The sequence below is a fragment of the Rhodococcoides fascians A25f genome (genome assembly GCF_000760935.2).
GTDB lineage: Bacteria > Actinomycetota > Actinomycetes > Mycobacteriales > Mycobacteriaceae > Rhodococcoides.
In genome coordinates this window covers 4,077,319-4,099,732 of record NZ_CP049744.1, presented here as the reverse complement: position 1 = coordinate 4,099,732, position 22,414 = coordinate 4,077,319, and the positions used below count along the sequence as shown (strand labels likewise).

Annotated in this window: 20 protein-coding genes; 7 read left to right on the top strand and 13 right to left on the bottom strand. The window is 62.7% G+C overall.

What is annotated here, in order from left to right; genetic code table 11:
* Positions 1 to 21: 21 nt before the first annotated feature.
* Positions 22 to 618 carry a hypothetical protein gene (locus BH93_RS19085; RefSeq protein WP_242459010.1) on the top strand — a complete coding sequence of 199 codons (597 nt, stop codon included), beginning with the start codon at positions 22 to 24 and terminating at the stop codon, positions 616 to 618.
* Entirely contained in the window at positions 615 to 1,097 is a 483-nt protein-coding gene (locus BH93_RS19080) for a hypothetical protein (RefSeq protein ID WP_037176347.1), read from the top strand. Before BH93_RS19085 ends, BH93_RS19080 begins: the two co-directional genes overlap by 4 nt.
* 21 nt (positions 1,098 to 1,118) lie before the next feature.
* Here BH93_RS19080 and BH93_RS19075 read toward each other — a convergent pair whose 3' ends face one another.
* Genes BH93_RS19075 through BH93_RS19035 form a run of 9 tightly spaced genes read right to left on the bottom strand, consistent with a single transcriptional unit; the run spans position 1,119 to position 11,520 of the window.
* Positions 1,119 to 2,420, bottom strand: coding sequence for an MCE family protein (locus tag BH93_RS19075; RefSeq protein ID WP_037176349.1), 1,302 nt, complete (start codon positions 2,418 to 2,420; stop codon positions 1,119 to 1,121).
* On the bottom strand, positions 2,417 to 3,532 hold the full coding sequence (locus BH93_RS19070; protein WP_037176350.1) for an MCE family protein: 1,116 nt from the start codon (positions 3,530 to 3,532) through the stop codon (positions 2,417 to 2,419). Before BH93_RS19070 ends, BH93_RS19075 begins: the two co-directional genes overlap by 4 nt.
* Positions 3,529 to 4,755 carry an MCE family protein gene (locus BH93_RS19065; protein ID WP_037176352.1) on the bottom strand — a complete coding sequence of 409 codons (1,227 nt, stop codon included), beginning with the start codon at positions 4,753 to 4,755 and terminating at the stop codon, positions 3,529 to 3,531. Before BH93_RS19065 ends, BH93_RS19070 begins: the two co-directional genes overlap by 4 nt.
* Positions 4,752 to 5,807: an MCE family protein gene (locus tag BH93_RS19060; RefSeq protein ID WP_242459009.1), complete on the bottom strand. Its 1,056-nt coding sequence runs from the start codon at positions 5,805 to 5,807 to the stop codon at positions 4,752 to 4,754. The genes BH93_RS19065 and BH93_RS19060 overlap by 4 nt, the downstream gene beginning before the upstream one ends.
* Entirely contained in the window at positions 5,804 to 6,826 is a 1,023-nt protein-coding gene (locus BH93_RS19055; protein ID WP_037176356.1) for an MCE family protein, read from the bottom strand. The genes BH93_RS19060 and BH93_RS19055 overlap by 4 nt, the downstream gene beginning before the upstream one ends.
* Entirely contained in the window at positions 6,823 to 8,028 is a 1,206-nt protein-coding gene (locus BH93_RS19050) for an MCE family protein (protein WP_037176358.1), read from the bottom strand. Before BH93_RS19050 ends, BH93_RS19055 begins: the two co-directional genes overlap by 4 nt.
* A gap of 2 nt (positions 8,029 to 8,030) precedes the next feature.
* On the bottom strand, positions 8,031 to 8,873 hold the full coding sequence (locus BH93_RS19045) for an MlaE family ABC transporter permease (RefSeq protein WP_037176360.1): 843 nt from the start codon (positions 8,871 to 8,873) through the stop codon (positions 8,031 to 8,033).
* An 8-nt stretch (positions 8,874 to 8,881) separates the two neighbouring features.
* Positions 8,882 to 9,667: an MlaE family ABC transporter permease gene (locus BH93_RS19040; RefSeq protein WP_037176362.1), complete on the bottom strand. Its 786-nt coding sequence runs from the start codon at positions 9,665 to 9,667 to the stop codon at positions 8,882 to 8,884.
* Positions 9,664 to 11,520 (bottom strand): multicopper oxidase domain-containing protein, encoded by a 1,857-nt coding sequence (locus BH93_RS19035; RefSeq protein WP_037176364.1) that lies wholly within the window; start codon positions 11,518 to 11,520, stop codon positions 9,664 to 9,666. The genes BH93_RS19040 and BH93_RS19035 overlap by 4 nt, the downstream gene beginning before the upstream one ends.
* A 103-nt stretch (positions 11,521 to 11,623) precedes the next feature.
* On the opposite strand from BH93_RS19035, the gene BH93_RS19030 reads away from it, so the two are divergent.
* The 3 genes from BH93_RS19030 (at position 11,624) to BH93_RS19020 (ending at position 14,484) form a co-directional block, all read left to right on the top strand.
* Complete coding sequence (locus tag BH93_RS19030; protein ID WP_052065780.1) at positions 11,624 to 12,454, top strand: esterase/lipase family protein; 831 nt, start codon at positions 11,624 to 11,626, stop codon at positions 12,452 to 12,454.
* Positions 12,455 to 12,515: 61 nt separating this feature from the next.
* Entirely contained in the window at positions 12,516 to 13,145 is a 630-nt protein-coding gene (locus tag BH93_RS19025) for a TetR/AcrR family transcriptional regulator (RefSeq protein ID WP_037155557.1), read from the top strand.
* A 70-nt stretch (positions 13,146 to 13,215) separates the two neighbouring features.
* On the top strand, positions 13,216 to 14,484 hold the full coding sequence (locus tag BH93_RS19020; RefSeq protein WP_052065636.1) for a CaiB/BaiF CoA transferase family protein: 1,269 nt from the start codon (positions 13,216 to 13,218) through the stop codon (positions 14,482 to 14,484).
* Here the strand turns inward: BH93_RS19020 and BH93_RS19015 are convergent.
* The 3 genes from BH93_RS19015 to BH93_RS19005 all read right to left on the bottom strand — a co-directional run bounded on the left by BH93_RS19015 (position 14,453) and on the right by BH93_RS19005 (position 18,763).
* Complete coding sequence (locus BH93_RS19015) at positions 14,453 to 16,300, bottom strand: multicopper oxidase family protein (protein ID WP_052065639.1); 1,848 nt, start codon at positions 16,298 to 16,300, stop codon at positions 14,453 to 14,455. The genes BH93_RS19020 and BH93_RS19015 overlap by 32 nt on opposite strands.
* A 201-nt stretch (positions 16,301 to 16,501) precedes the next feature.
* Positions 16,502 to 17,896, bottom strand: coding sequence for a shikimate transporter (gene shiA / locus BH93_RS19010; protein WP_052065640.1), 1,395 nt, complete (start codon positions 17,894 to 17,896; stop codon positions 16,502 to 16,504).
* Between the two features lie 144 nt (positions 17,897 to 18,040).
* A complete protein-coding gene (locus BH93_RS19005; protein ID WP_037176366.1) occupies positions 18,041 to 18,763 on the bottom strand; it encodes a GntR family transcriptional regulator in 723 nt (240 codons plus the stop codon).
* Between the two features lie 196 nt (positions 18,764 to 18,959).
* Between BH93_RS19005 and BH93_RS19000 the strand changes: the two genes are divergently transcribed.
* Together BH93_RS19000 and BH93_RS18995 are read left to right on the top strand one after the other, a co-directional pair.
* Positions 18,960 to 19,826 (top strand): isocitrate lyase/PEP mutase family protein, encoded by an 867-nt coding sequence (locus BH93_RS19000; RefSeq protein ID WP_037176368.1) that lies wholly within the window; start codon positions 18,960 to 18,962, stop codon positions 19,824 to 19,826.
* Between the two features lie 30 nt (positions 19,827 to 19,856).
* Entirely contained in the window at positions 19,857 to 20,846 is a 990-nt protein-coding gene (locus BH93_RS18995) for a C-terminal binding protein (protein WP_037176371.1), read from the top strand.
* A gap of 68 nt (positions 20,847 to 20,914) precedes the next feature.
* On the opposite strand, the gene araA is transcribed toward BH93_RS18995, so the two are convergent.
* Positions 20,915 to 22,399 carry an L-arabinose isomerase gene (gene araA / locus BH93_RS18990; protein WP_037176373.1) on the bottom strand — a complete coding sequence of 495 codons (1,485 nt, stop codon included), beginning with the start codon at positions 22,397 to 22,399 and terminating at the stop codon, positions 20,915 to 20,917.
* Positions 22,400 to 22,414: the final 15 nt, after the last annotated feature.

Here is a 22,414-nt window from a genome sequence, read left to right as displayed (position 1 = left end):
TGGACTGAGAGAGTGATATCGATGAGTGAGCGAGAAGCAGTGCTGGAGAGCGCATCCGAATCGACCGAGGATACGCCGGACGTCGATGAAGCCGCTGTCGACAACGACGAATCGAACGATGCACCCAGGCGTCCGCTGTGGCTGCGTCGCAGCCTGTTCGGCGTCGCTGTGGTGGGGGTCGTGGCGCTCGGCGCGAGCAGTGCGCTGCTGCTGCATCAGCATCAGAAATTGGATGCTGCACAGGACCTTCAGCAGCGATATCTACAGGCTGCACGCCAGAGCGTGCTCGATCTGACCACGATTTCCGCGTCGACCGTCGACGACGATGTCGCGCGAGTTCTGGAGCGTTCGACCGGCACGTTTCGCGACCAGTTCGGCGATCGAGCAGATGATTTCGTCTCGGTGGTGCAGCAAGCCGATGTGCAGGCGACGGGGTCCATCACCGAAGCAGGAATCGAGAACGCCGACGACCGTACCGCGAGTGTTCTCGTGGCAGCGACGTCGAGCGTCACCAATTCATCCGGCGCGCAGGAAGAACCGAGAATATGGAGGCTTCGAGTGACCCTCGACAACGCCGGCGAGTCGATCTTGGTATCCGACGTGGAGTTCGTCCCGTGATCGGCCGTCGGGTGCTGGTAGCGGGCCTGTCGGTGTTGCTCGTCGGTGGCGGCGCATCCACGGCCTCGCTCTACGTGGTGAACCGAGCGGACGAAGAACAGCAGCAGGCTCGCTCGGCAATCGGTGACGCGGCCGACGACGGTGCCGTCGCGGTCCTGTCCTACCGCGCGGAGACGGTCGATGCCGACATCGAGCATGCAGCATCCTTCCTCACGGGTGATTTCCTGAACTACTACAGCGCATTCGGTGCCGAGTCCATCGCTCCGGCCGCGAAAGATCGCGGAATCACCTCGAGTGCAACGGTATCGGCCAGTTCAGTGGTGTCCTCGTCGGAGAACTCGGCGGTGGCACTGGTGTTCGTGAACCAGAACATCACCTCCACCGACGCCCCGGATCCGAAGGCCGCATCGAGCAGCCTTCGGATCGAACTCACCCAGGTCGACGGCCGGTGGTTGATTTCCACACTCGATCCGATCTGACTCCGAGGACGTCATGGGCGCTCAGCCCCCGTCAGGGACCAGCAAGCCGTCCAGAGTCTGCGTCGTGGTGTCGAGGTTCTCGTCGACGTATCGTCGACCGTCGCCGGCGATGTAGGAACTGTCGGTCGGGTCGTACTCGCCGGTGGATGCCACTGGGTCGCGGCACAGTTCCACGGTAGCGGCACGACGTCCCGGAAACTCCATGCACGGAAGGTTTCTCGCGCCACGAATGGCGGTCGGATCGGCTGGATCGACCTTGCAGTAGAGCCCTTCAGGAGTCGGGATGGTGTCGATCTCGGTGGGTGATCGGCGTTCCGATGCCGGTAGGAACCCTGTGGTACAGGGCGGTGGGTCGTTCACCTGTGCCGCGAAGTACGTGTTCTGGCCCGGCTCTCCGGCCTGGGAATTGAGCATCCCGGTTCCCTGTGTCGCTGCGATGAGGGGCGGGTACAACACCAGAATTTGTTCGATCGACGGGTTGTAGACCACTGCGACTTGTTCCACTGTCGCCAGATTCGCCAGTAGCAGAGGCAGTGTCGGCTGCAGCTGCTGGAACAAGGCAGTCACCTCGGTGGCCATCGGCGTGCCCTTGTCGATGAGGGCACGTACCGACGCATCGTGGTCACGAAGCGTGCCGGTGACACCGGTCAGTGACGCAGCCCAGGCCCTGATCGAGTCGCTGCTTGCCGCGGTTGCCGCCAGGACGGGATCGGCATCGTCGATCAGTGCGGTGATCGATTCGGTGTCGGCGTTCGCGTCGGCGCTCAGAGTACGGAACGAGTCGAGGAGTTCGGCGACGTTCGTTCCGTTGTTTCCCAGCGCTGCAGCGCTTTCGTCGAGCACGCTACGAAGGTTGTCGGAGCCGATGGATGCCAACGCCGTCTGCAGCAGGTCGATCGTGGGGCCGACCTGTTCGGGGACGGATGTCCTGTCCCGGGGAATCACCGAACCGTCGGACAGATACGGGCCGTCGGGCGAGTTCGGAACGATGTCGATGTACTGCTCGCCGATTGCGGACATGGAGTGGACCTCGGCTTCGGTGTCGGCGGGAACCGCAACATCCGAGACGAGTGAGACGACTGCTCGGGCTCCGTCACCATGGGTGGTCAGCTCGACGACTCGGCCGATTTCGGAACCTCGATACGTCACGTTGGCACCGGTGTACAGACCGGCACCGTCCGCGAGTTCGACGGCGACTCGATAGCGACCGACGCCGAGCTGTTCAGGAAGTCGCGCGAAGTAGATCCCGGTGGTCGAGACCGAGACCACCGCGATGGCCAGAATGGTCCACAGCTTGCGATGGAGCGACTGCTTCGGTGTCATGGAGTGCCTGCCGGTGGGATGAGTAGATCTGTGGTCGACGGGATCGTCGCCGCCGGGCTGGGCGCAAACGATCCGAGTGCGCCTTCGAGCGGCGTGCCGAGAAACAGGGCGTTGTCGAGGGTGTCGAGCCGAAGGTCCAGTGTCACATCACCGTTGGCGTAGTCGCCCCGCACCGCATTCTGGTAGGTGTCTATCGGAAACGGGTAGGTGAGTAGATAGCGGAACGAGTCGGTCAGTGACGTACCGGAGTCTGCCAGCGAGGCCAGTACCGGACGCAACTCCTCGAGTTCGGCGACCAGGTCACCGCCGGTGTCGTCGACGATCTCTTTCGCGGTGCTGCCCAGCGTGCCGAGCGAGACCAGCGCGGTGGTCAGATCCTGTCGGCGATCGGACAAGACCGCCAGTGCAGGGCCGAGTGTCGTGACGGCGTCGGCAAGCACCTGGTTCTGAGCGGCGACGTCGGCGGCGAAGCGATCGAGGTTGTCGATGGAGCGTTCGATGTCGGCTTGCTGTTCGACGAGACCGCCGAGGAGGGTGTTCAGACGATCGATGAGAGCGCGAACCGATTCCGGCCGTCCACCGAGTGCGGCGTCCAGCTCGTCGACGATGTCACCGAGTTGGGGGAGTCCGCCGCCGTTCAGCACGAGCGAGAGCGAGGACAGTGTCTGTTCGGTGGTGGGGTACGCGCCTGCTCGATCCAGCGGGATGACATCTCCATCGGCGAGACGGCCGGTGGGTGATTCGGCGGTGGGCGGCGACAGTTCGATGTGGGTAGATCCGAGAAGGCTGGTCTGGCCGACTGCTGCCACAGCGTTCTCCGGCAACTCCACGCCCTGGTCGATGTGGACGGTGACGACCGCGTGGCCGTCCTCCAGGGCGATGTCTGCGACGCGTCCCACCGTGACGTCGGAAGCGAGCACTCGCGAATTGCGGTCGATGGTGGATACGTCCGGCATCTCGATGGTCACCGAATATGCGCCCGGCCCTTCGCCTTCGGTGCCGGGCAGCGGGAGGGAATTGAGACCCTGCCAGCCACACCCGGAGGTCAGCAGGACGAGTGCCACACCGGTGAGTGGCAGTAGTGAACGACGGTTCGGCGTGCGCGTCGTCATTGCCCGCCTCCCGGAAGTAGAAGGTCCGTCAGCGACGACGGCGAGGGTGCCGGGGTCGGTGCCGGGGCGGCCGGTACGAGGTCGGGTTCGCTGTAGACCAGCTGATCGGGGAGTGCGCCAACTCCGTGAATCGGGTTGGTGGACAGGGGAAGATAATCGAAGGCCAGTGTTTTCAGCAGCGGACCGAGGTACTGCACGCACAGATTTGCCCCTTCCTGAGCTCCGACTTCCTCCGCTGCGGCAATGGCCGAACAGATGAAGTCCATCGGATTGGCGAAGTTGTTCGGTGCCAGTGCGGAGACGATCGCATTGTGAGCAGGCTGATAGATGTTGTTCAGATTCGACAATGCGGTCGGGGCGACATGGAGTATCTGCGCGATTCCGTCACGTTGCACGGCGAGTTCACCGACCACGCTCTGCAGGCTGCGGAGAGTGTCGTCGAGACCGTCTCGATTGGCGGCGACGAAGCGCTGCACATCGCCCACCGCGACATCCAGTGACGTCAACGCGGTACCGATCTGTTCGGAGTTCGCATCCAGGACCTCGGTGATCGACGCCATCGAGTTGTTGAAGTTCACGATCTGCTGTCCGCTCGCCGACAGTGCAGAAACGAATACCTGCAGGTTGCGGACGACAGCGAACAGGTCGGTTCGGCCGTCGGACAACGTCTTCAGCGCATCGGAGAGCTGAGTGACCGTTGTAGCGATGTTCTGTCCTTGACCTCGCAGGTTGGCATCGGCAGCGTCCACCAGGGCTCCGAGAGGTGCCTGTCGATCAGGTGTCGCGGTTCCCAATGCGTCGGCCACCCGGGCGAGCTGGGCCTTGATCTGATCCCACTCGACCGGAACCGCCGTGCGCGAGATCGGGATTCGTTGCCCACTGTCCATTGCCGGGCCACCGGTGTAGGGCGGGGTGAGTTGTACGAAGCGGCTGGCGACGAGGCTCTGCGAGACGATCACGGCCATGGCATCGGCGGGTACCGGATAGGACGAGTCGACTTCGAGCTCCACGTCGGCGTGGTCGCCGCGGGGTTCGATCGACCGGACGGAGCCGACATCGACTCCCATGATCCTCACGTCGTCACCGACGTACAGGCCGGTGGTGCTGGAGAATTCGGCGACGATGGACGTGGTGATCATGCGAGGGACCACGGTGTACGAGACCGCGGCCAGCACCGCCAAGCCGGTTCCGATGGCGGCAAGCTGCCACCGCCGGGCCGTCACCGTGGCGCTCCGTCGATGGCGGACAACGGGTTGACCGCGGCAGATTCACCGGGAGCAGGACCGAGTCCGAGGGCGGCTCGAACGAACGGCGAAATGACCTGCCCGGGAATCAAGTTCTGAATGTACGAGTTGAAGAACGGTCCACTCGACACTGCTTCACCGAGCTGGGTGATGTACGGACCCAGATTCTCGATGGCCTGGCCGATGTTGTCTCGGTTCTGTTCCAGAACCTCGAGTACCGAATTCAGCGATGCAAGTGTCGATCCCAGTTCTGCCTCGTTGTCTGCGACGAGACCGCTCAGCTGCTGTGCCAGGGCCGTGACGCTGTCGAACAGGCGATCGACGACCGCGCGACGGCGGTTGAGTTCAGACAGAATGGTGTCGGCATCGACGACGAGGGTGTCGATCTGTTCGCTGCGAGCGGCGAGTACCCCGGTCACTTGTTCCGCTGTCGCCAGCAGCTTCCGCAATGATTCGTCCCGTGATGCGATGGTCTGCGACAGTCGACCCACACCGTCGACAGCGGCTGCGAGGTCGGCGGGTGTCTGCTCGAGAACGTCGGTGGTCACGCGCATGGCGTCGGTGAGTCCATCGGTGTCGAGTTCGGTGACATCGTCGGTCAGATCTCCCAGCGCGTCGGTCAATTGGTACGGGCTCGAGGTGTTGTCCAGCTCGATCCGAGCCCCCGAGCTCAATCGTCCCCTGGTGCCGGGATCGATGCGCAGGTTCTTCGTACCCAGCACCGTCTGTGTCGGTATGGACAGACGGGTATCTTCTCGCAGTTCGACGTCGCCGCTCACGGTGAACGTGATGATGACTGTGTCCGAGTCGATTTCGATGTCGGTAACTGTGCCCACAGTGATCCCGGCGACCTCGACGTCGGCACCGACGGCGAGCCCCCCGGTGTCCCGAAACGTGCCACTGTATTGCGAACCGGCCGACAATATCGGCAGCGATGACACATTCGTCGCCACCAGCGTCAGCAGTATCGCCAGGACGGTACCCACGACACCGAGTCGGAGCGTATCGCGACCTCGAACTCGCTGATTCATCGCGGCGCGCACCTTCCCGTTTCCTGGCCGATGAGCGGCGTGGTCAGTCCTCGGCCGTCGGGTGTGTCGATCTTCAATTTGATGCCGCACAGGTAATAGTTGAAGAAGTTTCCGTACGCGCCGAGCCGACTGAGCGCAGCGTACGTATCGGGCAACCGAGAGACGACGCTGCCGATCGTCTCCTTCTCCGAATCGAGTTGAGCAGCAGTGCGACCGAGCTCATCGAGCGTGGACTTCAGCGGTGGTCTGGCCACGGTGAGCAGGTCTGCCACCGTGGCCGACGAGGAATCGATATCGTTCAATGCAGTGCCCCAGGCGGCGCTGTCGGCGGCCAGGCCGGACGCCAGATTCTGGGCACGATCGAGTGCTGTGGACACGACGTCCTTCTGGTCTGCCAATGTCGCCAAGGTCGTGTCCAGGTTGGTGATCACCCGTCCGATCACCTCGTCTCGATCGGCGAGGGATGTGGTCAGTGTGGCGGTATGGGCGAGCAGGGATGCGATCGATCCGCCCTGTCCCTGCAGTGTCGCGACGAGTTCGGCGCTCAGATCGTTGACCTTCGAGGGATCGACGGCCTGGAAAAGTGGCTCGAAGCTGCCGATGAGTTGGTCCAGATCCAGTGCGGGTGAGGTTTGTTCGAGTTCGATGGTGGCACCCTCGTCCATCGGAACCGCATCCCCGGGTCCGTCCGCCAGTTCGAGGTAGCGGTCGCCGACGAGATTCTGGTAGCGCACGGTTGCAGTTGTGGACGACGTCACGACGTAACCTGCACCCACGTCGAGGCCGACCGCCGCGCGATCGTTGTCGACGATGGTGACGTCCGCGACCTTGCCGACTTCCACGCCTGCAACTCGTACGAAATCTCCACTGCGAAGACCGGATACGCTGGTGAAGACTGCCCGGAACGAGGTGGTCGATTCGAATCTGACCTGTCCGAACACGACGACCAGGCACCCGAGCACGACGGCCATCACCACCACGAACACGATCAGCTTGATCGTCGTGGAGGTGCGGCTCATCGGGTGCCGCCCGGTGCGGCGAGTCCGCCGGGCAGAAAGTCCAGTAACGAACCAGGTGACAAGACCGGACCGGTATTGCCGGCACGGAACGGATTCGATCCGGTATCGGCAACCACGTACGGGGTCGGTACGGCATCGTTCGGCACGAAAGGCAGAGCCCCGCATCGCGGACCGCCGGACGCTGCAACGCGGGGTAGGTCCGACTCGTACTCGTACGGCGGGATGCCGAACAGCACGGTGCTGTTGAGCAACATGGTGCGTCCGTTTCCGCCGGATACTTCCTCGGCACCGACCCGGGCGCGGTCCGCTCCCTGCAGGAAACAGGTGAACTCGGGCGAATACTCTTCGAGCAGTTCGGTTGTCGGCTTCAACTCGTGCACCGTGCTCGAGATGCCTGCAGCATTGTCCGTCAGCACCGAACTTCCCACCTCGGCCATACCGATCACGCCGAGCAGCACGGCGTCGAGACCACCGGTGGTGTCGACGAGTGTCCGCCCGGTCGTCGTCAGGTTGTTCAGGTCGGTCAGCAGATCCGGTGCCGCGTCGGCGGACGTCTCGGTGACGGTCGCTCCCGACGCGATGTCGCTCTGTAGCGTTGGAATCCGAGGTTCGACGGCGGCGAGCAGTGCGTTCGTCTCGTCGAGGCTCAGCCCCAAATCGCTGCCGCGCCCTCTCGTTGCCGTGGCCAACGCGGTCAGCGTCGCGTTCAGCTTGTCCGGTTCCACGGAAGACAGGACCTCGGTCAGGGTCTCGAACACGGTGTTGACCTCCACTGTCACCGAGGACGATTCGATGATCGCGCCGGACACGATGGGGGTGGTCGATGGACTCGCCGGTTCGGTGAGCGTGACGAACTTCGACCCGAAGATCGTGGTGGCGGCAATCCGGGCCTCGACGTTCTCCGGAATAGACTGTGCTGCAGCGCCATCGAGGCGAAGCTCGACGACCGCGCCACCTGGAACCTGGCGGACGGCATCCACCGTTCCCACTTCCACGCCGTGCATCTTCACCAATGCTCCCGGTTGCATCACGAGGCCGCTGCGATCCGACTGCAGGGTCACTCTGGTCGGTGGATGGACGGAATCGCCCACCGCGCCGGTGAAGGCGAAGTAGGTGGCCGCCACTGCGAGAACGAGCAGTGCGGCCATGATCACGGCAGCCACACGGGGTGCAGCCGATCCGATCCGGTGTGTGTGGTTCATCGTCACCCCGCCAGGTGTACTGATCGGGAATTACCATAGAGAGCAAGCGAAATCATCAGCGTCACCATCACGACGGTGATGAGCGAGAGTCGGACGGCGCGACCGGTGGCAGTTCCCACTCCTGCCGGCCCACCGGTGGCGGTGTAGCCGTAGTAGGTGTGGATGAGCATGACGGCAGCCGCCATGACGAAGACCTGCAGGAAGGACCACAGGACGTCCGAGGGGACGAGAAACGTCGAGAAGTAGTGGTCGTAGACGCCGCCGGATTGTCCGAGAACGACGACTGTGGCGATTCGGCTTGCCAGAAACGAGGTGATCAGTGACAAGGAGTACAGAGGGAGAACAGCGAGCATGCCTGCAAGCACCCGCGTTCCGACGAGATACGGCACGGATTTGATGGCCATGACCTCGAGCGCATCGATCTCCTCGCTGATGCGCATCGCACCCAATTGCGCTGTGGTGCCTGCGCCGATAGTTGCCGCCAAGCCGACGCCGGCAGTGATCGGAGCTACCACACGAACGTTGACATACGCGGCGAGAAAACCGGTGAGGGCATCGACACCGATATTCCCCAGGGAGTCGAATCCCTGGACTGCAACGGTAGCGCCGGCGAACAGCGTGAGGAATCCCAGCACGACGATGCTTCCACCTACGGCCGCGAGAGCGCCTGTGCCGAGACTGATCTCGGCAAGTACGCGCAGGGTTTCGGCTCTGTAGTCACGTGCGGCTTTTCCAGTCGACGCGACGGCGCGTCCGAAGAACAGAGCGAGATCGCCCACGGTGTCGATTCCGCGGAGAACGCTGCGGTACCGACGATTCACTCGGACGGCGACATCGAAGCCCATCACGTTCCTCACCGGTCGCTCAGTGCAAGGCCGACAGACGTCAGCGTGAGATTGACGAGAAACAAAGCAACGAAGGAGAATACGACGGTCTCGTTGACTGCCTCGCCTACGCTTCGTGGCCCTCCGACGACGGACAGACCGCGGTAGCAAGCGATCAGTGCGGCCAGTAAACCGAACAATGCCGCCTTGATCTCGGACAGGATCAGCTCCGGTAGGCCGACGAGCAGGGTGATTCCGGATACGTACGCACCTGGCGTGACGTCCTGGAGATACACAGAGAAGAAGAAGCCGCCCACGAGGCCGATGCTGCATACAGCTCCGTTCAACAGCGCCGCGATCATGGTGCAGGCAACGACACGAGGAACGACGAGCCGATGAATGGGGTCGATGCCGAGCACCTCCATCGCCGCCACTTCTTCACGGATGGTGCGCGATCCGAGGTCCGCGGCAATCGCTGTGGCCGCAGCACCGGCAACGACCAACACGGTCACCAGGGGACCGATCTGGGTCACCGCACCCAGTCCGGCCCCCGCGCCACTGAGATCGCTGGCTCCCAATTCCGACAGCAGTGAGTTGAGTGTGAACACGACCAGAACCGTGAAGGGGATCGACATCAAGATCGTGGGTAGCAGAGACACTCGGGCGATGAACCAGCTCTGGTCCACGAACTCGCGCCACTGGAAGTCTCTGCGTCCCAGTGCCACCGCGGTGTCGATCGAGAGGCCGTAGAACTCACCGACCGCCGACGTCGCCTTGGCGGTCGCGCGCGCTGCACTCCGAAGAGGCTGTGTCACTGGGTTATCCGATACTTCAGCATCATGTCGTGGTCCTCGTGGTCGAGGAGATGGCAGTGCCAGACGTAGCCCTGAAGGTCGCCCGCGGGTTCTGCGGAATGGTCCATTCCGTTGTGCACCTGATGCATCGGGCCGTGATCGACGCTGTGTTCGGGACTCGGTTCCTGCGCCGACGTACCGCCGGGCCGGGCGAAGGTGGCGTCGGGGTCGAAGCCCAATTCGTCGGCCGTCGGAAAACGAACGATGATGCGAGTGACCGTACCGCCGTCCACCCGGACCGTGTCCTTCCATCCGGCTTCCCACGGGGCAGGCGGGGTTGCGGGTCCGGCGAGAAACCGCTCCGGATCGGGAGTCCACTTGATTCCGACGGCGGGTTGTGGATTTGCCACCTGGTAATCGACGGTGCGCAGGGGAGTGCGGCTCAGGATCCTGAACGTGACGAGGTGGATGTGGATCGGGTGTGGATCGGGAGTGATGTTGACGATGTTCCACTGCTCGACCGTTCCGGGCCGAGGCATCTCGATACCCGGGTCGCTGTAGCGAAGATTGTTGAGCGACATGATGGCCGGTGGATTGCGCAGCGCATAGGGCTGGCTGACGGTGACGGTACGGATCTTCGTCGGCTGCTGGATCGGTGCGATCGGTGCCGGTCCTCGACCACCGCGCAGCGATGTCGGTACCCCTCCGATGAATCCGCGCGCGGCACCCACCCTGAACCGACAGAACAGCGGCATGGTGACCGCACCGATGACGGCCGCTTGAAACGGTGGGGCCTCGTCGTTTCGTAACTCGACCGTCTGGCCCGCGTCGTAGTCGGAGAAGTCCACGAGTACGTCGTATCGCTCACCCGGAGCAACTCTGATCGACGTCACGGGCACCGGGGCGTCGAGCAATCCTCCGTCGTTACCGATGACCCAGAACCTCATGTGGTTCTCGAAGTGCAGATTCCACACGCTGTACGACGCGGCGTTGATCATCCGAAAGCGATAGAGGCCTCGGGCAACGGTGAGTTCGGGCCAGATCATGCCGTTGACGAGCCCCACATCTCCGACGGCTCCACCTTCCCAGGAACCCTCGGGCACGATGCGAGTCGATCGGATGCTCAGGTGACCGTCCTCGCGAAAGATTTTCTCCTGCATGACCAGTGGCATCTCGAATTCACCGGCAGGCAGGCCGAGGGAATTGTCGGTGAGGCCGGTGTCGAATCGATCTCGCAGTAGGTACATACCGGCCAGGCCCGCGTAGACGTTGACCCGGGTGATGGCCATCGCGTGATCGTGATACCAGAGCGTTGCCGCTTCCTGACCGTTGGGGAAGTGGTGGACGATGCTTCCTCCGGGGAGTGTGAGCTGTTCCGGATTGCCGTCGCTCTCGGGAGGAGTCACGCCGCCGTGCAGATGCAGGGACATCGGGGTCGAGGTACGGAAACTTTCGGTCACACCGTGCAGCGAGGTGTCCATGTCCTGGGCCATGGGGTGCAGGGCCATGTTGTTGGAGAATCGGAGGGTCAGCGGGTCCTCGGCGTGCCCTTCGATGATGGGCCCGAGGTAGCCGGGTTGTGCGTTCGGTCCGCAGTGATAGGCCAGGGTAGGTACCTCGGGCATGTCCGCATGGAATCTGTGCATCGCAGACACCGCATCGACCGAGAGATTCGATCCCGACACGGTCGGGAGTGTCGGTAGCGCATCTCGGAACGCAGTCACGTTGGGCGAGTGGAACAGCAGCGGACTCTCGAATGCGTTGTCGATGGGCGAGGTGAATGCGCGGGAGGCGCTGACGCCGCCGAGGGCCACTGCTGCGGTGCCGACACCCAGCGCTCGGAGAAGATTGCGGCGGGTCATGTCGTGCGCCATGTGTGAGGGGGCCTTTCGCGCCGGTCGAACGATGTGACACGCACCATACCGCACTGTATGGTGTGGTCAATCACTTTCACCGAAACCGCAGATGGAGGGCCCGATGAAACTGCGTGAGAACGCAGGTCGAGTGGCGCGGGTTGTCGTCGCGACCTCGTCGATCGTTGCCGCCGTCATGAGCTTCGGCGTTTCGGCCGCCGCTGCGTCCCCCTCGACGTGCGCCACGCCCACCGTCCTGGTGCACGATCTCGCATCTTCGGAGCGCGAGTGGGACGGGTGGCTCGACGAGCTGGGTGGCCGGGGTGTGTGCGCGTTCGCGTTCACCTACGGTGCCTCGGAGGCTTCGGTTCTGTTGCAGCAGAACGGACTGGCGGTGGCAGGTCTGGCGAGAATCGAGGACTCGGCAATCGAGTTCGGAGCATTCGTCGGCTCCGTCCGCGAACGCACCGGGGCCGACCGAGTGCAGGTTCTCGCGCACGGTGCAGGCGGGTTGGTGGCGCAGCAGTGGATTGCGCACGCCGGTGCGGAGGACGTTCGCACTCTGGTGACCGTGGGGCCGCTGTGGAACGGGACCGATATCGCCGGTCTCGGTACGATCGCTGCCGTCAATCGGGGCCTCGGAATCTACGACGCTCTCGCCGTGGTGGAAAAGCCTCTGCTCGAACCGATCTGCGCCGCGTGCGGCCAGATCGTCGCCAACTCCGGGTACATGCACGATGCTGCTCGCACTGGGTGGATGGTGCCGGGGGTGCGATATGTCAACGTGATGTCGCGGTACGACGGCCTGATGACCGACCCTCTGTCGGCAGCAGTACCCGGTGCGGAGAACTGGATCGTCCAGGACTTGGACGCCGACGATCGAACCGATCACCTGCGATTGATGGACAATCCACTCGTTCGGCGGCTGGCTCTGTCCGCTCTTGCCGTCGGATGACGACTTCGGATCGTACGATCGAAGGGCGGTACGCCGCTCCGACAGCGAGGAGTTCACTCTGATGGCAGGCACACCCAGGTCGGCGTCGTCGCGACGTGCACCTGCAAAGAAGGCTGTGGGGGCAAAGGCCGGGACCAAACCGGCGCGTCGCGCAACACGCTTGTCGGTCGACGACTGGATCGACGCCTCGTTCGAGCTGATGGCCACCGACGGCGTCTCCGGTGTGAAGATCACCAAGTTGTGTGAACGCCTCGAGGTCACCAAGGGGAGCTTCTACTGGCATTTTGCCGATATCGACAAGCTGATGGAAGCGATAGCGGACAAGTGGTGCGACACTCAGAACGACACTGTTCGTGGACTGAAAGGCCTCGAGACCGTCGAGGTCGAGCAGCGTCTGCAGATCATGGCCGAACTGTTGATCGACCAACGAACCTGGGCTGTGGAGTCGGCTGTTCGGGACTGGGCTCGCAACTACGGCAAGATCGCCGACGCGGTGCGCGAACTCGACAATCGAATCTTCGAGGTCGTCCAGCGCTCGCTGCTCGATCTCGACTTCGACCCCGACGAGGCCCGGCTTCGGGCAGGCATTCTCGTGTACTCGGGCATCGGGTTCGTTCATGCGCGGGGCAGTCTGCCAACTCCATCGGCTGCGGAAGTTCATGCGATGTTCGAGCTGCTCACGCGCCATTGAAGCCGTGAATCCGTACCATACTCAATGGTACTGTGAGCGGGTTGATCCCCACCACTCGACGGAGGCTGCTGTGCTCGGAGAAGACCCATCTGCTGACTCGAATGCACTGCCGCTGAGCGGGTTTCGCGTACTTGAACTGGGGAACTACATCGCCGGGCCCACCGCTGCACGCCTGCTCGCGGATTTCGGTGCCGAAGTGATCAAGGTGGAGCGCCCGGACACGGGCGACGAGACCCGTTCGTGGCGCCTGTATTCAGGGACCACCTCCATGTTGTTCAGAACACTCAACCGCAACAAGAAGTCGATCGTGCTCGATCTCAAAACCGAAGAGGGTCGACGGTCCGTCCTCGACTTGGCGGCGACGTGCGACGTGGTGGTCGAGAACTTCCGCCCTGGAACACTGGAGAAGTGGGGCATCGGGCCGGACGCCCTCGATGCTGCCAATCCGAACGTCGTCCTCGTGCGCATTTCGGCGTTCGGGCAAACCGGGCCGCTGTCGAAACGGCCGGGATTTGCTGCAGTTGCCGAAGCGTACAGCGGATTTCGGGAGTTGGTCGGCGATCCCGACCGGCCGCCCATTCGGGTCGGAGTGTCCATAGGCGACACGGTAGCCGCATTGTATGCAGGATTCGGAGCAGTGATGGCGTTGCTGCACAATCGTTCTCGGACCATCGAAGAAGGTTCGCTGCCGCTGTCGTCTCGGGTGATCGATGTTGCGCTGAGCGAATCCATGTTCTCGGTGCTCGAGTCACTGATTCCCGACTACCTGGCGTACGGTGTCGAGCGGCAACGTCTCGGCGGGCGGATGGAAGGGATAGCGCCGTCCAACGCTTACACGTGCTCGGATGGGTTGTCGATCGTTGTGGCAGGCAACGGAGACGCCATCTTCGTTCGCTACATGCTGGCGATCGGGCGTCCCGACTTGGCTACCGATCCCGAACTGTCCGGTGGTGCGGGCAGGTGGAAACGTCGAGACGAACTCGACGAGGCGATCGGTGCGTGGGCTGCCACGGCGACTCGTGCCGAGGCGCTCGCAGTGCTCGACGCAGCGGAGGTGCCGAGCGGTCCGATCAATACAGCGGCCGATATCTGTACGGACGAGCAGATGCTCTCTCGCAACATGATTCAGCAGTTCCTTGTCGATACAGGTGGTCCTGACCCGGTCTCGGTGGGGTTTCCCGGCATCGTACCGGTGATCGGCGAGCGATCGGTGTCGATCCGCAACCTAGGCCCTGAACTCGGTCAACACACCGACGATATTCTCGGTGAGTTGGCGAGCGCTCGAACAGATCTCGGCGGGGACCAGGTCAATGGTGGTGTCCGCCGGCACCGTGCGTGACTGAGGAGGGGGCAGCGCCCTCGGCCGACACGACCCTCAGTCGTTGCATCATCTCGTTGTCCTCGTGATCGGTCAGATGGCAGTGCCACACGTATCCCTGCGCGGCGGTGCCGTCGGGGCCGGTGAACTCCGCGTCGGGATCGAATCCGAGTTCATCGACTGTCGGCCATCGGACCAGAATTCGAGTGATCTGGTTCGGTGGGCATCGGACAGTGTCTTTCCATCCGGATTCGTACGGCGCGGGCGGTTCCGGGCTGTTCGTGGTGTACTCGTCGGCCGACGGTGTCCAGCGAGTACCCAGTAGCGGCGGTGGGTTCTCGGCCAGGTAGCGCACTTTGTCGAAGTCCTGGCGGCCGAGGACCTTGAACTGCACCAGGTGAACGTGCATCGAATGAACCTGAAAGGTGGCGTCCGCGTTCACGAAATCCCACTGCTCGGTGGTTCCCTGCACCGGCATGTCGAAATCGGACTGATCGAATCGCATGTTGTTCAGACTCATACCGAGGACACCGAGAAATGTGGGGTTCTCGGTGTTGGCGTTGACAGACAGCGTCGCTGTACGGACAGATTGTGGTGTCCCCGGAACAGCAGTGGCTGAGCGCCTCAGTGTGTGGGGGACGGTCCGCACCGGTGCCTGGCTCTCGCCGACGACGAAGCGCATCACGTCGCGGATCGCCATGGCGCCATTGGCCTGTCCCGCTATCGATATCTGCATCGTGTTGACAAGATCGATGGCGGTTCCTGGCTCGGCACGGGAGAAGTCGATCAGAAGGTCGTAGCGTTCGGCGGGCGCGATGTCCAATTCGCCAACCATGACCGGGGCGTCGAGAAGTCCACCATCGCTACCGATCACCCAGAACGGCTCGCCGTTCGACAGTGCCAATCGGTAGTCGTTGAGTTGGCTCGAACTGATCAACCGAAAGCGATACACGCCTCGATCGACGTCGAGATAGGGCCACGCCTTACCGTTGACCACCATCACGTCCCCGCACAGTCCGCCCGCCCAGTGACCCTGCTGCACGGTCGGGGTGTTGTCGTAGCGCAACCGCCCGTCGTCGTAGAACAGTTTGTCGCACACCATCAACGGAATCTCACGAGTCCCCGACGGGAGCCCGAGCGGATTGTCTGCCTCACCGGTATCCCAGTCGTCACGAACGAAATAGGGTGCGGCCAGCCCGGAATAGATCGACAGACGACTCGTTCCCATCGAGTGGTCGTGGTACCACAGCGTAGTTGCGTCGAGATCGTTCCCGAAGGTCATCTCGACGCTCTGGCCGGGTCGAACGACAGACGTCGGATAGCCGTCGAACTCGGGGCGGTTGGGCGCTCCGTGAAGATGGACAGCCAATGGTGGCTCCGTGCGGTCGATTTCGAGGGCACCGTGCAAAGTGGTGTCGACGTCGGCCGCGAGCACGTGCGAGCGCAGGTCGTTGACGAACCGCGTGGAGATGATCTCACCGCGCCGAACTTCCAGAATCGGACCCAGATGAGTGACGCCGTCGAATCCCCAGCTCGCAACTTCCGGTAGGTCACGGTGAAACCGGTGCTGGTGCAGTCCGGCGACGATGTCCCCGCCCAGGCGGCGGCGCGGCAGAATCGTCAGTGGGTCGACGAACTTGGTCAAGTTCGGAGACTTGTACGAGAACACCGAGATTCCAGGGATCGTCGGTTGGTCGTGCGCCCGCGACGGGAAGAACGGTGCTGCCGGATCGGCCGCCGCACGCGAGAGCCATGTACCGCCCACCGTTGCGGCCACCACAGCCACGGCGCTACCGAGCAGCCGTCGCCTGTTCGGCCGCCATTGTCGATTCACCATCGGTCCCGTCCTCCCTGATGCAGACGGGAGTGACAATACAGTCCGGTACGGTATGGAATAGCATTTCGGACGAAAGGCTCGGTTGAAGCCCAATTCCGACTGTTGTTCGTGTGATCGGAACCGAGCCGACCGCCGTGATGTTCGACGAGTCGGCCCGGCTCCGAGATCCTGCCGTGCCCCAGGAGAACGTGCTCTCTCTGGTCAGAGGGACCGCGAGTCGATCGAATCGCCTCGACGAACATCGGATTCGGTGCCGGAAATCCCCGATTCGGCCTCGGCCGGGGCCGTAGTCGTGCGGTCCGCGTCACCGTGCGAGATGGAGGCTGCAATGACGGCCGACACGGCGCAACCGATTCCGAGGTACGCCGCGACCAGATACCAGCCTCCGTCGTTGATGCCGACGAGCAGGGCGGCGATGAACGGCGTGAGGCCGCCCGCAATGGCGCTGGCAACCTGGTAGCCGACTCCGGCTCCGCTGTAACGGTATTCGGCACCGAACATTTCGGTGAACAGTGGCTGCTGAGCGCTGACGACCGAGTCGTGACCGATATTGAACAGGATGACAGCGAGTATTGCCGTACCGATCAGTGAATCGTTGTCCATTGCCATGAAGAACGGAGCCGCACAGACTGCGCCGACAACGGAGCCGAAGACATAGATCCGCTTGCGGCCGAAGCGATCCGACAGGTAGGCGAAGGTCGGAATCGTGACGATTCCAAGCGCACCGACCACGAGGATGATGTCCAGCATGAAGCCGCGGCTGATCTCGGTGTGGTTGGTTGCGTAGCTCAGTGCGAAGGCGGTGACGATGTAACCGATGAACAGTTCGGCGAAGCGCAGTCCGATGATCTTCAGGAATGCGGTCGGGTGGGCCTTCAACGCCTCGAAAAGCGGAATCTTCCTCTGCTTCTTGACATCCGAATTCACCACCTTCTCGGTGAACTCCGCTGTCTCGTTGACGCTCGAGCGGATCCACAGGCCTATTGCTACGAGGACGATGCTGGCGATGAATGGGATTCGCCAGCCCCATTGGTTGAAGTCCTCGTCGCTCAGCGTCGCACTGAGAATGGCCACCGAACCGGTCGCGATCAACAGTCCGACCGAGTACCCGACCTGTACACCGCTGCTGTAGAACGCTTTCTTTTTCGGGGGCGCGCTCTCCACCGCCATCAAAGCCGCCCCGCCCCACTCACCGCCGACGGCGAATCCTTGGATTGCGCGGAGCAGAACGAGCAGCGCAGGGGCCCACCATCCAATGGAGTCGAATGTCGGTAGCAGGCCTATTCCGGTCGATGCCAGTCCCATGACGAGCATGGTGATCACCAGCATCCGTTTGCGTCCCAGTCGATCCCCGAAGTGGCCGAACACGATGCCGCCCAGGGGACGGAAGAAGAAGCCGACCCCGAACGTGGCGAATGCGGCAAGGGTGCCGATTGCCGGGCTCACGTCGGGGAAGAATGCGGTGTTGAACACGAGCGCGGCGATCAAGCCGTAAAGGATGAAGTCGTACCAATCGATGACGGCACCCGCAAAACTGCCGAACGCGGCTTTGCGTGCCTGCCGTTCTTGTTCGGGAGTGAACGATGTTTCGGTCATGTGGGTCTGGGGTCCTATTCGTGAACGAACGCCGTGCGTTCAGGCTGCATGGGGCGTGGAGGCTCTCCACTCCACAACATGGATCCCTCAACTGGGATACTAGATGAGTGTGACACGGAGCACCTTGGCTCGCAAGGGTCTCTCTTACAGCGCCTGAAGTTTGTGTCTCATGCGGTCTGCGCGAGAACCCGAGTGTGCGCGGGTGCGCTGCGCGAGAGCGACCAAGTACATCTCACGGGTTCGCATGATGTGCACTTCGAGTAGTGGTTCGAGATCGCCGGCGTTACCCGAGTCGAAGATTTTGGCCATGTGTTCGTGCTCGGAGAACGACCGCTCGGGTTCGGTGGGGGAGAGAAACGTGAGATGGGTGCGGAGTGCAGCCACACGCGTGAGGTTCATGCGATATGCGTTCTGCAGGTATCGATTTCCGCAATTATCGAAGAATGCCTCGTGAAAGCATGTATCGGCTTTCCCATATCGCTGCGAGTCCCGCGAGGGGCGGGCTCCGTCCATGTCCTCGATGGCGGCGCGGAGGTCGACGAGGGTAGCGGCGCGGTTGCGCTCGAAGGACAGCGACGCGGCGCGAACTTCGAGTGTCGCGCGAAACTCGCACAGCTCGGCGATTTCGTCCTCGGTCGGTTGGAATACGTACGTTCCCGACTTCGGCACCACCGTGACCAGGCCCTGGAGCTGCAGCAGCCTCATCGCTTCGCGGACCGGAGTTCGGCTGACGCCCAACGCTTCGGCCACAGCGTCCTCGGACAGCGCCTCACCCAACTCGAATTTGCCGTCGATGATCGACGCTCTGAGGGTGTCGGCCACCGACGACGCCAAAGATGGAGCCTGTGATCGCACTGCCCGTGCCATGAACTCTCCGTTTCCGCTGCTTACCGCCTCGACTGTACCGGCATGTACGTCAGATCGACCGTTTTCGAGATGCATGTCTTGCATTCCAGATGGGAGATATCTAGTGTCCTAGTTGTAGTGATTCAGGTCATCAGCCGACCTACGCCACTCTCACGGTTTTCGATCGACCACCACCGACAACACCAGGAGCGCATTCGTGCATGCAGCCGACACGCTAAGAACTCTGATCTCACCCGGCGCACCGATAGTTCGAGCCCCGGGCGCATTCGACTCGTTTTCGGCTCGATTGGTCGAGAGTGCGGGCTTTCCGGCGGTCTATATGACCGGCTTCGGCGCGACAGCGTCCCGGCTCGGAATGCCGGACATCGGTCTGCTCACGCAGACGGAGATGACCGAGCATGCACGAAACATGGTACGTAGCACGTCTATTCCGGTCATTGCCGACGCCGATACCGGCTACGGGGGCCCATCCAACATCGACCGAACTGTGCAGGAGTACATCCAAGCCGGTGTAGCCTCAATTCACCTCGAAGACCAGATCGCGCCGAAGCGGTGTGGACAGATGGCCGGAATTCGTCTGATGCCGATGGAAGAAAGCACCCGGCGCGTCCAAGCGGCCGTGGCGGCCCGCAAGGAGGGATCTCTCCTGGTGATTGCACGGACAGACGCGCTGGCCGCGACCGGCCACGAAGATGCGATCGCCAGAGCCGAGAGATACCGAGATGCCGGTGCTGACTTGGTCTTCGTGGATGGGGTGAAGACTCGGTACGACGTCGATTACGTTGCCGAAAATCTCGCCGGACCCAAGGTGGTCTCTCTGGTGGACGGCACCGAGGCGGCGACTCTGTCGGCGTCCGATCTCGAGGAGCGGGGGTTCTCGATTGTCTTCTATGCCCTGACTGCCCTCTTCTCGGCAGCGACAGCGATGCGAAAGTCGTTGTTCGACTTGCACGAAACCGGGGTGATCGCCGCCGGAAACGACGCAATCACCTACTCGGAGTATTCCGACATCGTAGGGCTGCCCTATCACCAGAAGCTCGACAACGAATTCGGCGCTCTCTGAACCGTTTCGACCACACCGAGGAGTCAGACCATGCCGAAGATTGTCATCACCGACTACGAATTCCCCGACCTGAAACCAGAGTTGGATGTGCTCGACGGTCACGATATCGAACTCGTCACCGGTCCGTTCGCGTCCCGAGAGGACTTGATAGCTGCGTGTGAGGAAGCCGACGCCGTCATCAACCAGTACGTGACAATCGATCAGGACTTCATCGCCCGCCTGAGCAAGTGTCGAGTGATCTGCCGGTACGGAATCGGACTGAACACCATCGACGTCCCCGCGGCGACGGCGGCAGGAATCATGGTCGCGAACGTACCCGACGGATCGCTGGACGACGTGTCCGATCACGCCGCGGCCATGATTCTGGCACTGTCGCGGGGCCTGGTTAAGTACGACCGGGCTCTTCGATCGGGGGAGTGGAACTACCAGGCCGCGGCACCACTGCACAGGTTGCGCGGTGGACTCCTGGGTTTGGTCGGGTTCGGAAACATCCCCCAGCGGCTCGCCTCGAAGATGCGGGCCTTCGGCATGGAACCTATTGTCTACGATCCTTACCTGTCGGCAGCGCGGGCCGCGGAGCTCGGTGTTCGATCGGTGGATCTGGCCGAGTTGGTGCGGTTGTCGGATGTGGTGTCGGTGCACGCCCCTCTGACCGACTCCACACGTGGCCTCATCGGAGCCACCGAGTTGGCCGCGGTGAAGTCCACTGCCTTCCTGGTGAACACCTCTCGCGGGGGCATCGTGGACGAGGACGCGTTGGCCGATGCCCTGCGGACGGGATCGATCGCCGGTGCTGGACTCGACGTGTTCGCGCAGGAGCCGCTCCCCACGAACCACGAATTTGGGTCGTTGGACAATACGATCCTCTCCCCGCACTGCGCCTGGTATTCCGAGGAATCCGAGGTCGAGATTCGCACCAAGACTGCGCGCAATGCCCTCGAGACCGTCACGAACGGACGTCCGAAGTACCTGGTCAACACCGAGGTCGACCCGAGACGATCGGTCCGGGTAACGGGCTGAGCCAGACGAGCGTTGGGCACCGGCGAGCCGCGTCGACGGCTCACCGGTACCCACCCGGCGCAGTGTTCCTACAGTCTCGCTGCGAGTCGGTGGTACGCCGCGTTCCATCGCAATGTCTGCTGGAACCCACGCGTCGTGGTGGTGGAGTCGATCGCGAGCAGCTCGACCCCGATCATGTCCGAGAATGCCTCCAGCACAGGTAGACCGATGGCCGTGCTCAGGACAGTGTGGTGGGGCGCGCCGGCTGTCAACCACGATTCTGCCGACACCGACAGTGACGGCTGCGGTTCCCACACTGCACACGCCACCGGCAGCTTCGGCAGTGCCTCGTCGGGTTCGACCACGTCGATCACGTTGGCCGTCAACCGGAATCGCTCACCGACGTCGGACAGCCCGACGACGACGCCGTGCCCTGGATCGGCGGTGAATCGCAACCGCACCGGATCCTCACGTCCGCCGATCGACAGCGGATGGATTTCCAGTGTGGGTCGCGACGTCGTGATCGATGGGCACACCTCCAGCATGTGTGCGCCGAGGATCTTCTCTTCTCCGGGCACCAGGTGGTAGGTGTAGTCCTCCATGAAGGACGTGCCACCGTCCAGTCCCTCGGCCATCACCTTCATGCCGCGCAACAACATCGACGTCTTCCAGTCGCCCTCGCCGCCGAAGCCGTAACCGTCGGCCATCAGCCGTTGCACTGCGAGTCCCGGCAACTGACGAAGCCCACCGAGATCCTCGAAGTTGGTGGTGAAGGCCTTGAATCCGCCGTCGTTCAGGAACTGCCGCATTCCGGCTTCGACGCGTGCACCGTATCGAAGGGAGTCGTGACGGTCCCCGTCCTTGTCCAGCCTGGGGGCGATGTCGTACAGCGACCGATACTCGTCGACGAGTTCCGAGACTGCCGCCTCGCTGACACCGTCGACCACGTCCACGAGATCGTTGACGCCGTAGGTGTTCACGGAAACGCCGAAGCGTAGCTGTGCCTCGACCTTGTCGCCCTCGGTGACCGCGACGTCGCGCATGTTGTCGCCGAAACGAGCCAGCCTCAGCGACCGCAGCTCGGCCCGCCCGAGTGCCGCACGTGCCCACTGTTCCGCCCGCGTCCGAACCGTCGGATTGTCGACATGGCCTGCGACGGTGGTCCGCAGTACACCGACCCTGGATTCGATGTGCCCGAACTCGCGATCGCCGTGCGCAGCCTGGTTCAGGTTCATGAACTCCATGTCGATCGTGGACCACGGCAACGACATTCCGGCTTGGGTGTGCAGGTGCAGCAGCGGAACGTCCAGTGCATCGAGGCCGGCGATCCACATCTTGGCGGGGGAGAATGTGTGCATCCAGGTGACGACGCCGATGCAGTCGTCGGAGGCGTTCGCCTCGCGCATGCAGCGCAGGATGGACGAGGCGTCGACCAGTACCGGCTTCCAGACGACCGACACGGGTAGCGCGTCGTTGAGTTTGTCTGCGATCTCACGTGATTGGACCGCTACCTGCTCGAGCGTCTCGGGACCGTACAGAGCCTGGCTGCCGGTGAGAAACCATACTTCGGACATGGAGAATGTACCTTC

Coding starts and splice junctions, on each gene's coding strand:
- shiA (WP_052065640.1), bottom strand. CDS start 17,896: ATGACCGAAACATCGTTCACTCCCGAACAAGAACGGCAGGCACGCAAA.
- BH93_RS18995 (WP_037176371.1), top strand. CDS start 19,857: ATGCCGAAGATTGTCATCACCGACTACGAATTCCCCGACCTGAAACCA.
- BH93_RS19035 (WP_037176364.1), bottom strand. CDS start 11,520: ATGGCGCACGACATGACCCGCCGCAATCTTCTCCGAGCGCTGGGTGTC.
- BH93_RS19085 (WP_242459010.1), top strand. CDS start 22: ATGAGTGAGCGAGAAGCAGTGCTGGAGAGCGCATCCGAATCGACCGAG.
- BH93_RS19025 (WP_037155557.1), top strand. CDS start 12,516: ATGGCAGGCACACCCAGGTCGGCGTCGTCGCGACGTGCACCTGCAAAG.
- BH93_RS19045 (WP_037176360.1), bottom strand. CDS start 8,873: ATGGGCTTCGATGTCGCCGTCCGAGTGAATCGTCGGTACCGCAGCGTT.
- BH93_RS19070 (WP_037176350.1), bottom strand. CDS start 3,532: ATGACGACGCGCACGCCGAACCGTCGTTCACTACTGCCACTCACCGGT.
- BH93_RS19005 (WP_037176366.1), bottom strand. CDS start 18,763: ATGGCACGGGCAGTGCGATCACAGGCTCCATCTTTGGCGTCGTCGGTG.
- BH93_RS19055 (WP_037176356.1), bottom strand. CDS start 6,826: ATGAGCCGCACCTCCACGACGATCAAGCTGATCGTGTTCGTGGTGGTG.
- araA (WP_037176373.1), bottom strand. CDS start 22,399: ATGTCCGAAGTATGGTTTCTCACCGGCAGCCAGGCTCTGTACGGTCCC.
- BH93_RS19075 (WP_037176349.1), bottom strand. CDS start 2,420: ATGACACCGAAGCAGTCGCTCCATCGCAAGCTGTGGACCATTCTGGCC.
- BH93_RS19060 (WP_242459009.1), bottom strand. CDS start 5,807: ATGAATCAGCGAGTTCGAGGTCGCGATACGCTCCGACTCGGTGTCGTG.
- BH93_RS19030 (WP_052065780.1), top strand. CDS start 11,624: ATGAAACTGCGTGAGAACGCAGGTCGAGTGGCGCGGGTTGTCGTCGCG.
- BH93_RS19050 (WP_037176358.1), bottom strand. CDS start 8,028: ATGAACCACACACACCGGATCGGATCGGCTGCACCCCGTGTGGCTGCC.
- BH93_RS19015 (WP_052065639.1), bottom strand. CDS start 16,300: ATGGTGAATCGACAATGGCGGCCGAACAGGCGACGGCTGCTCGGTAGC.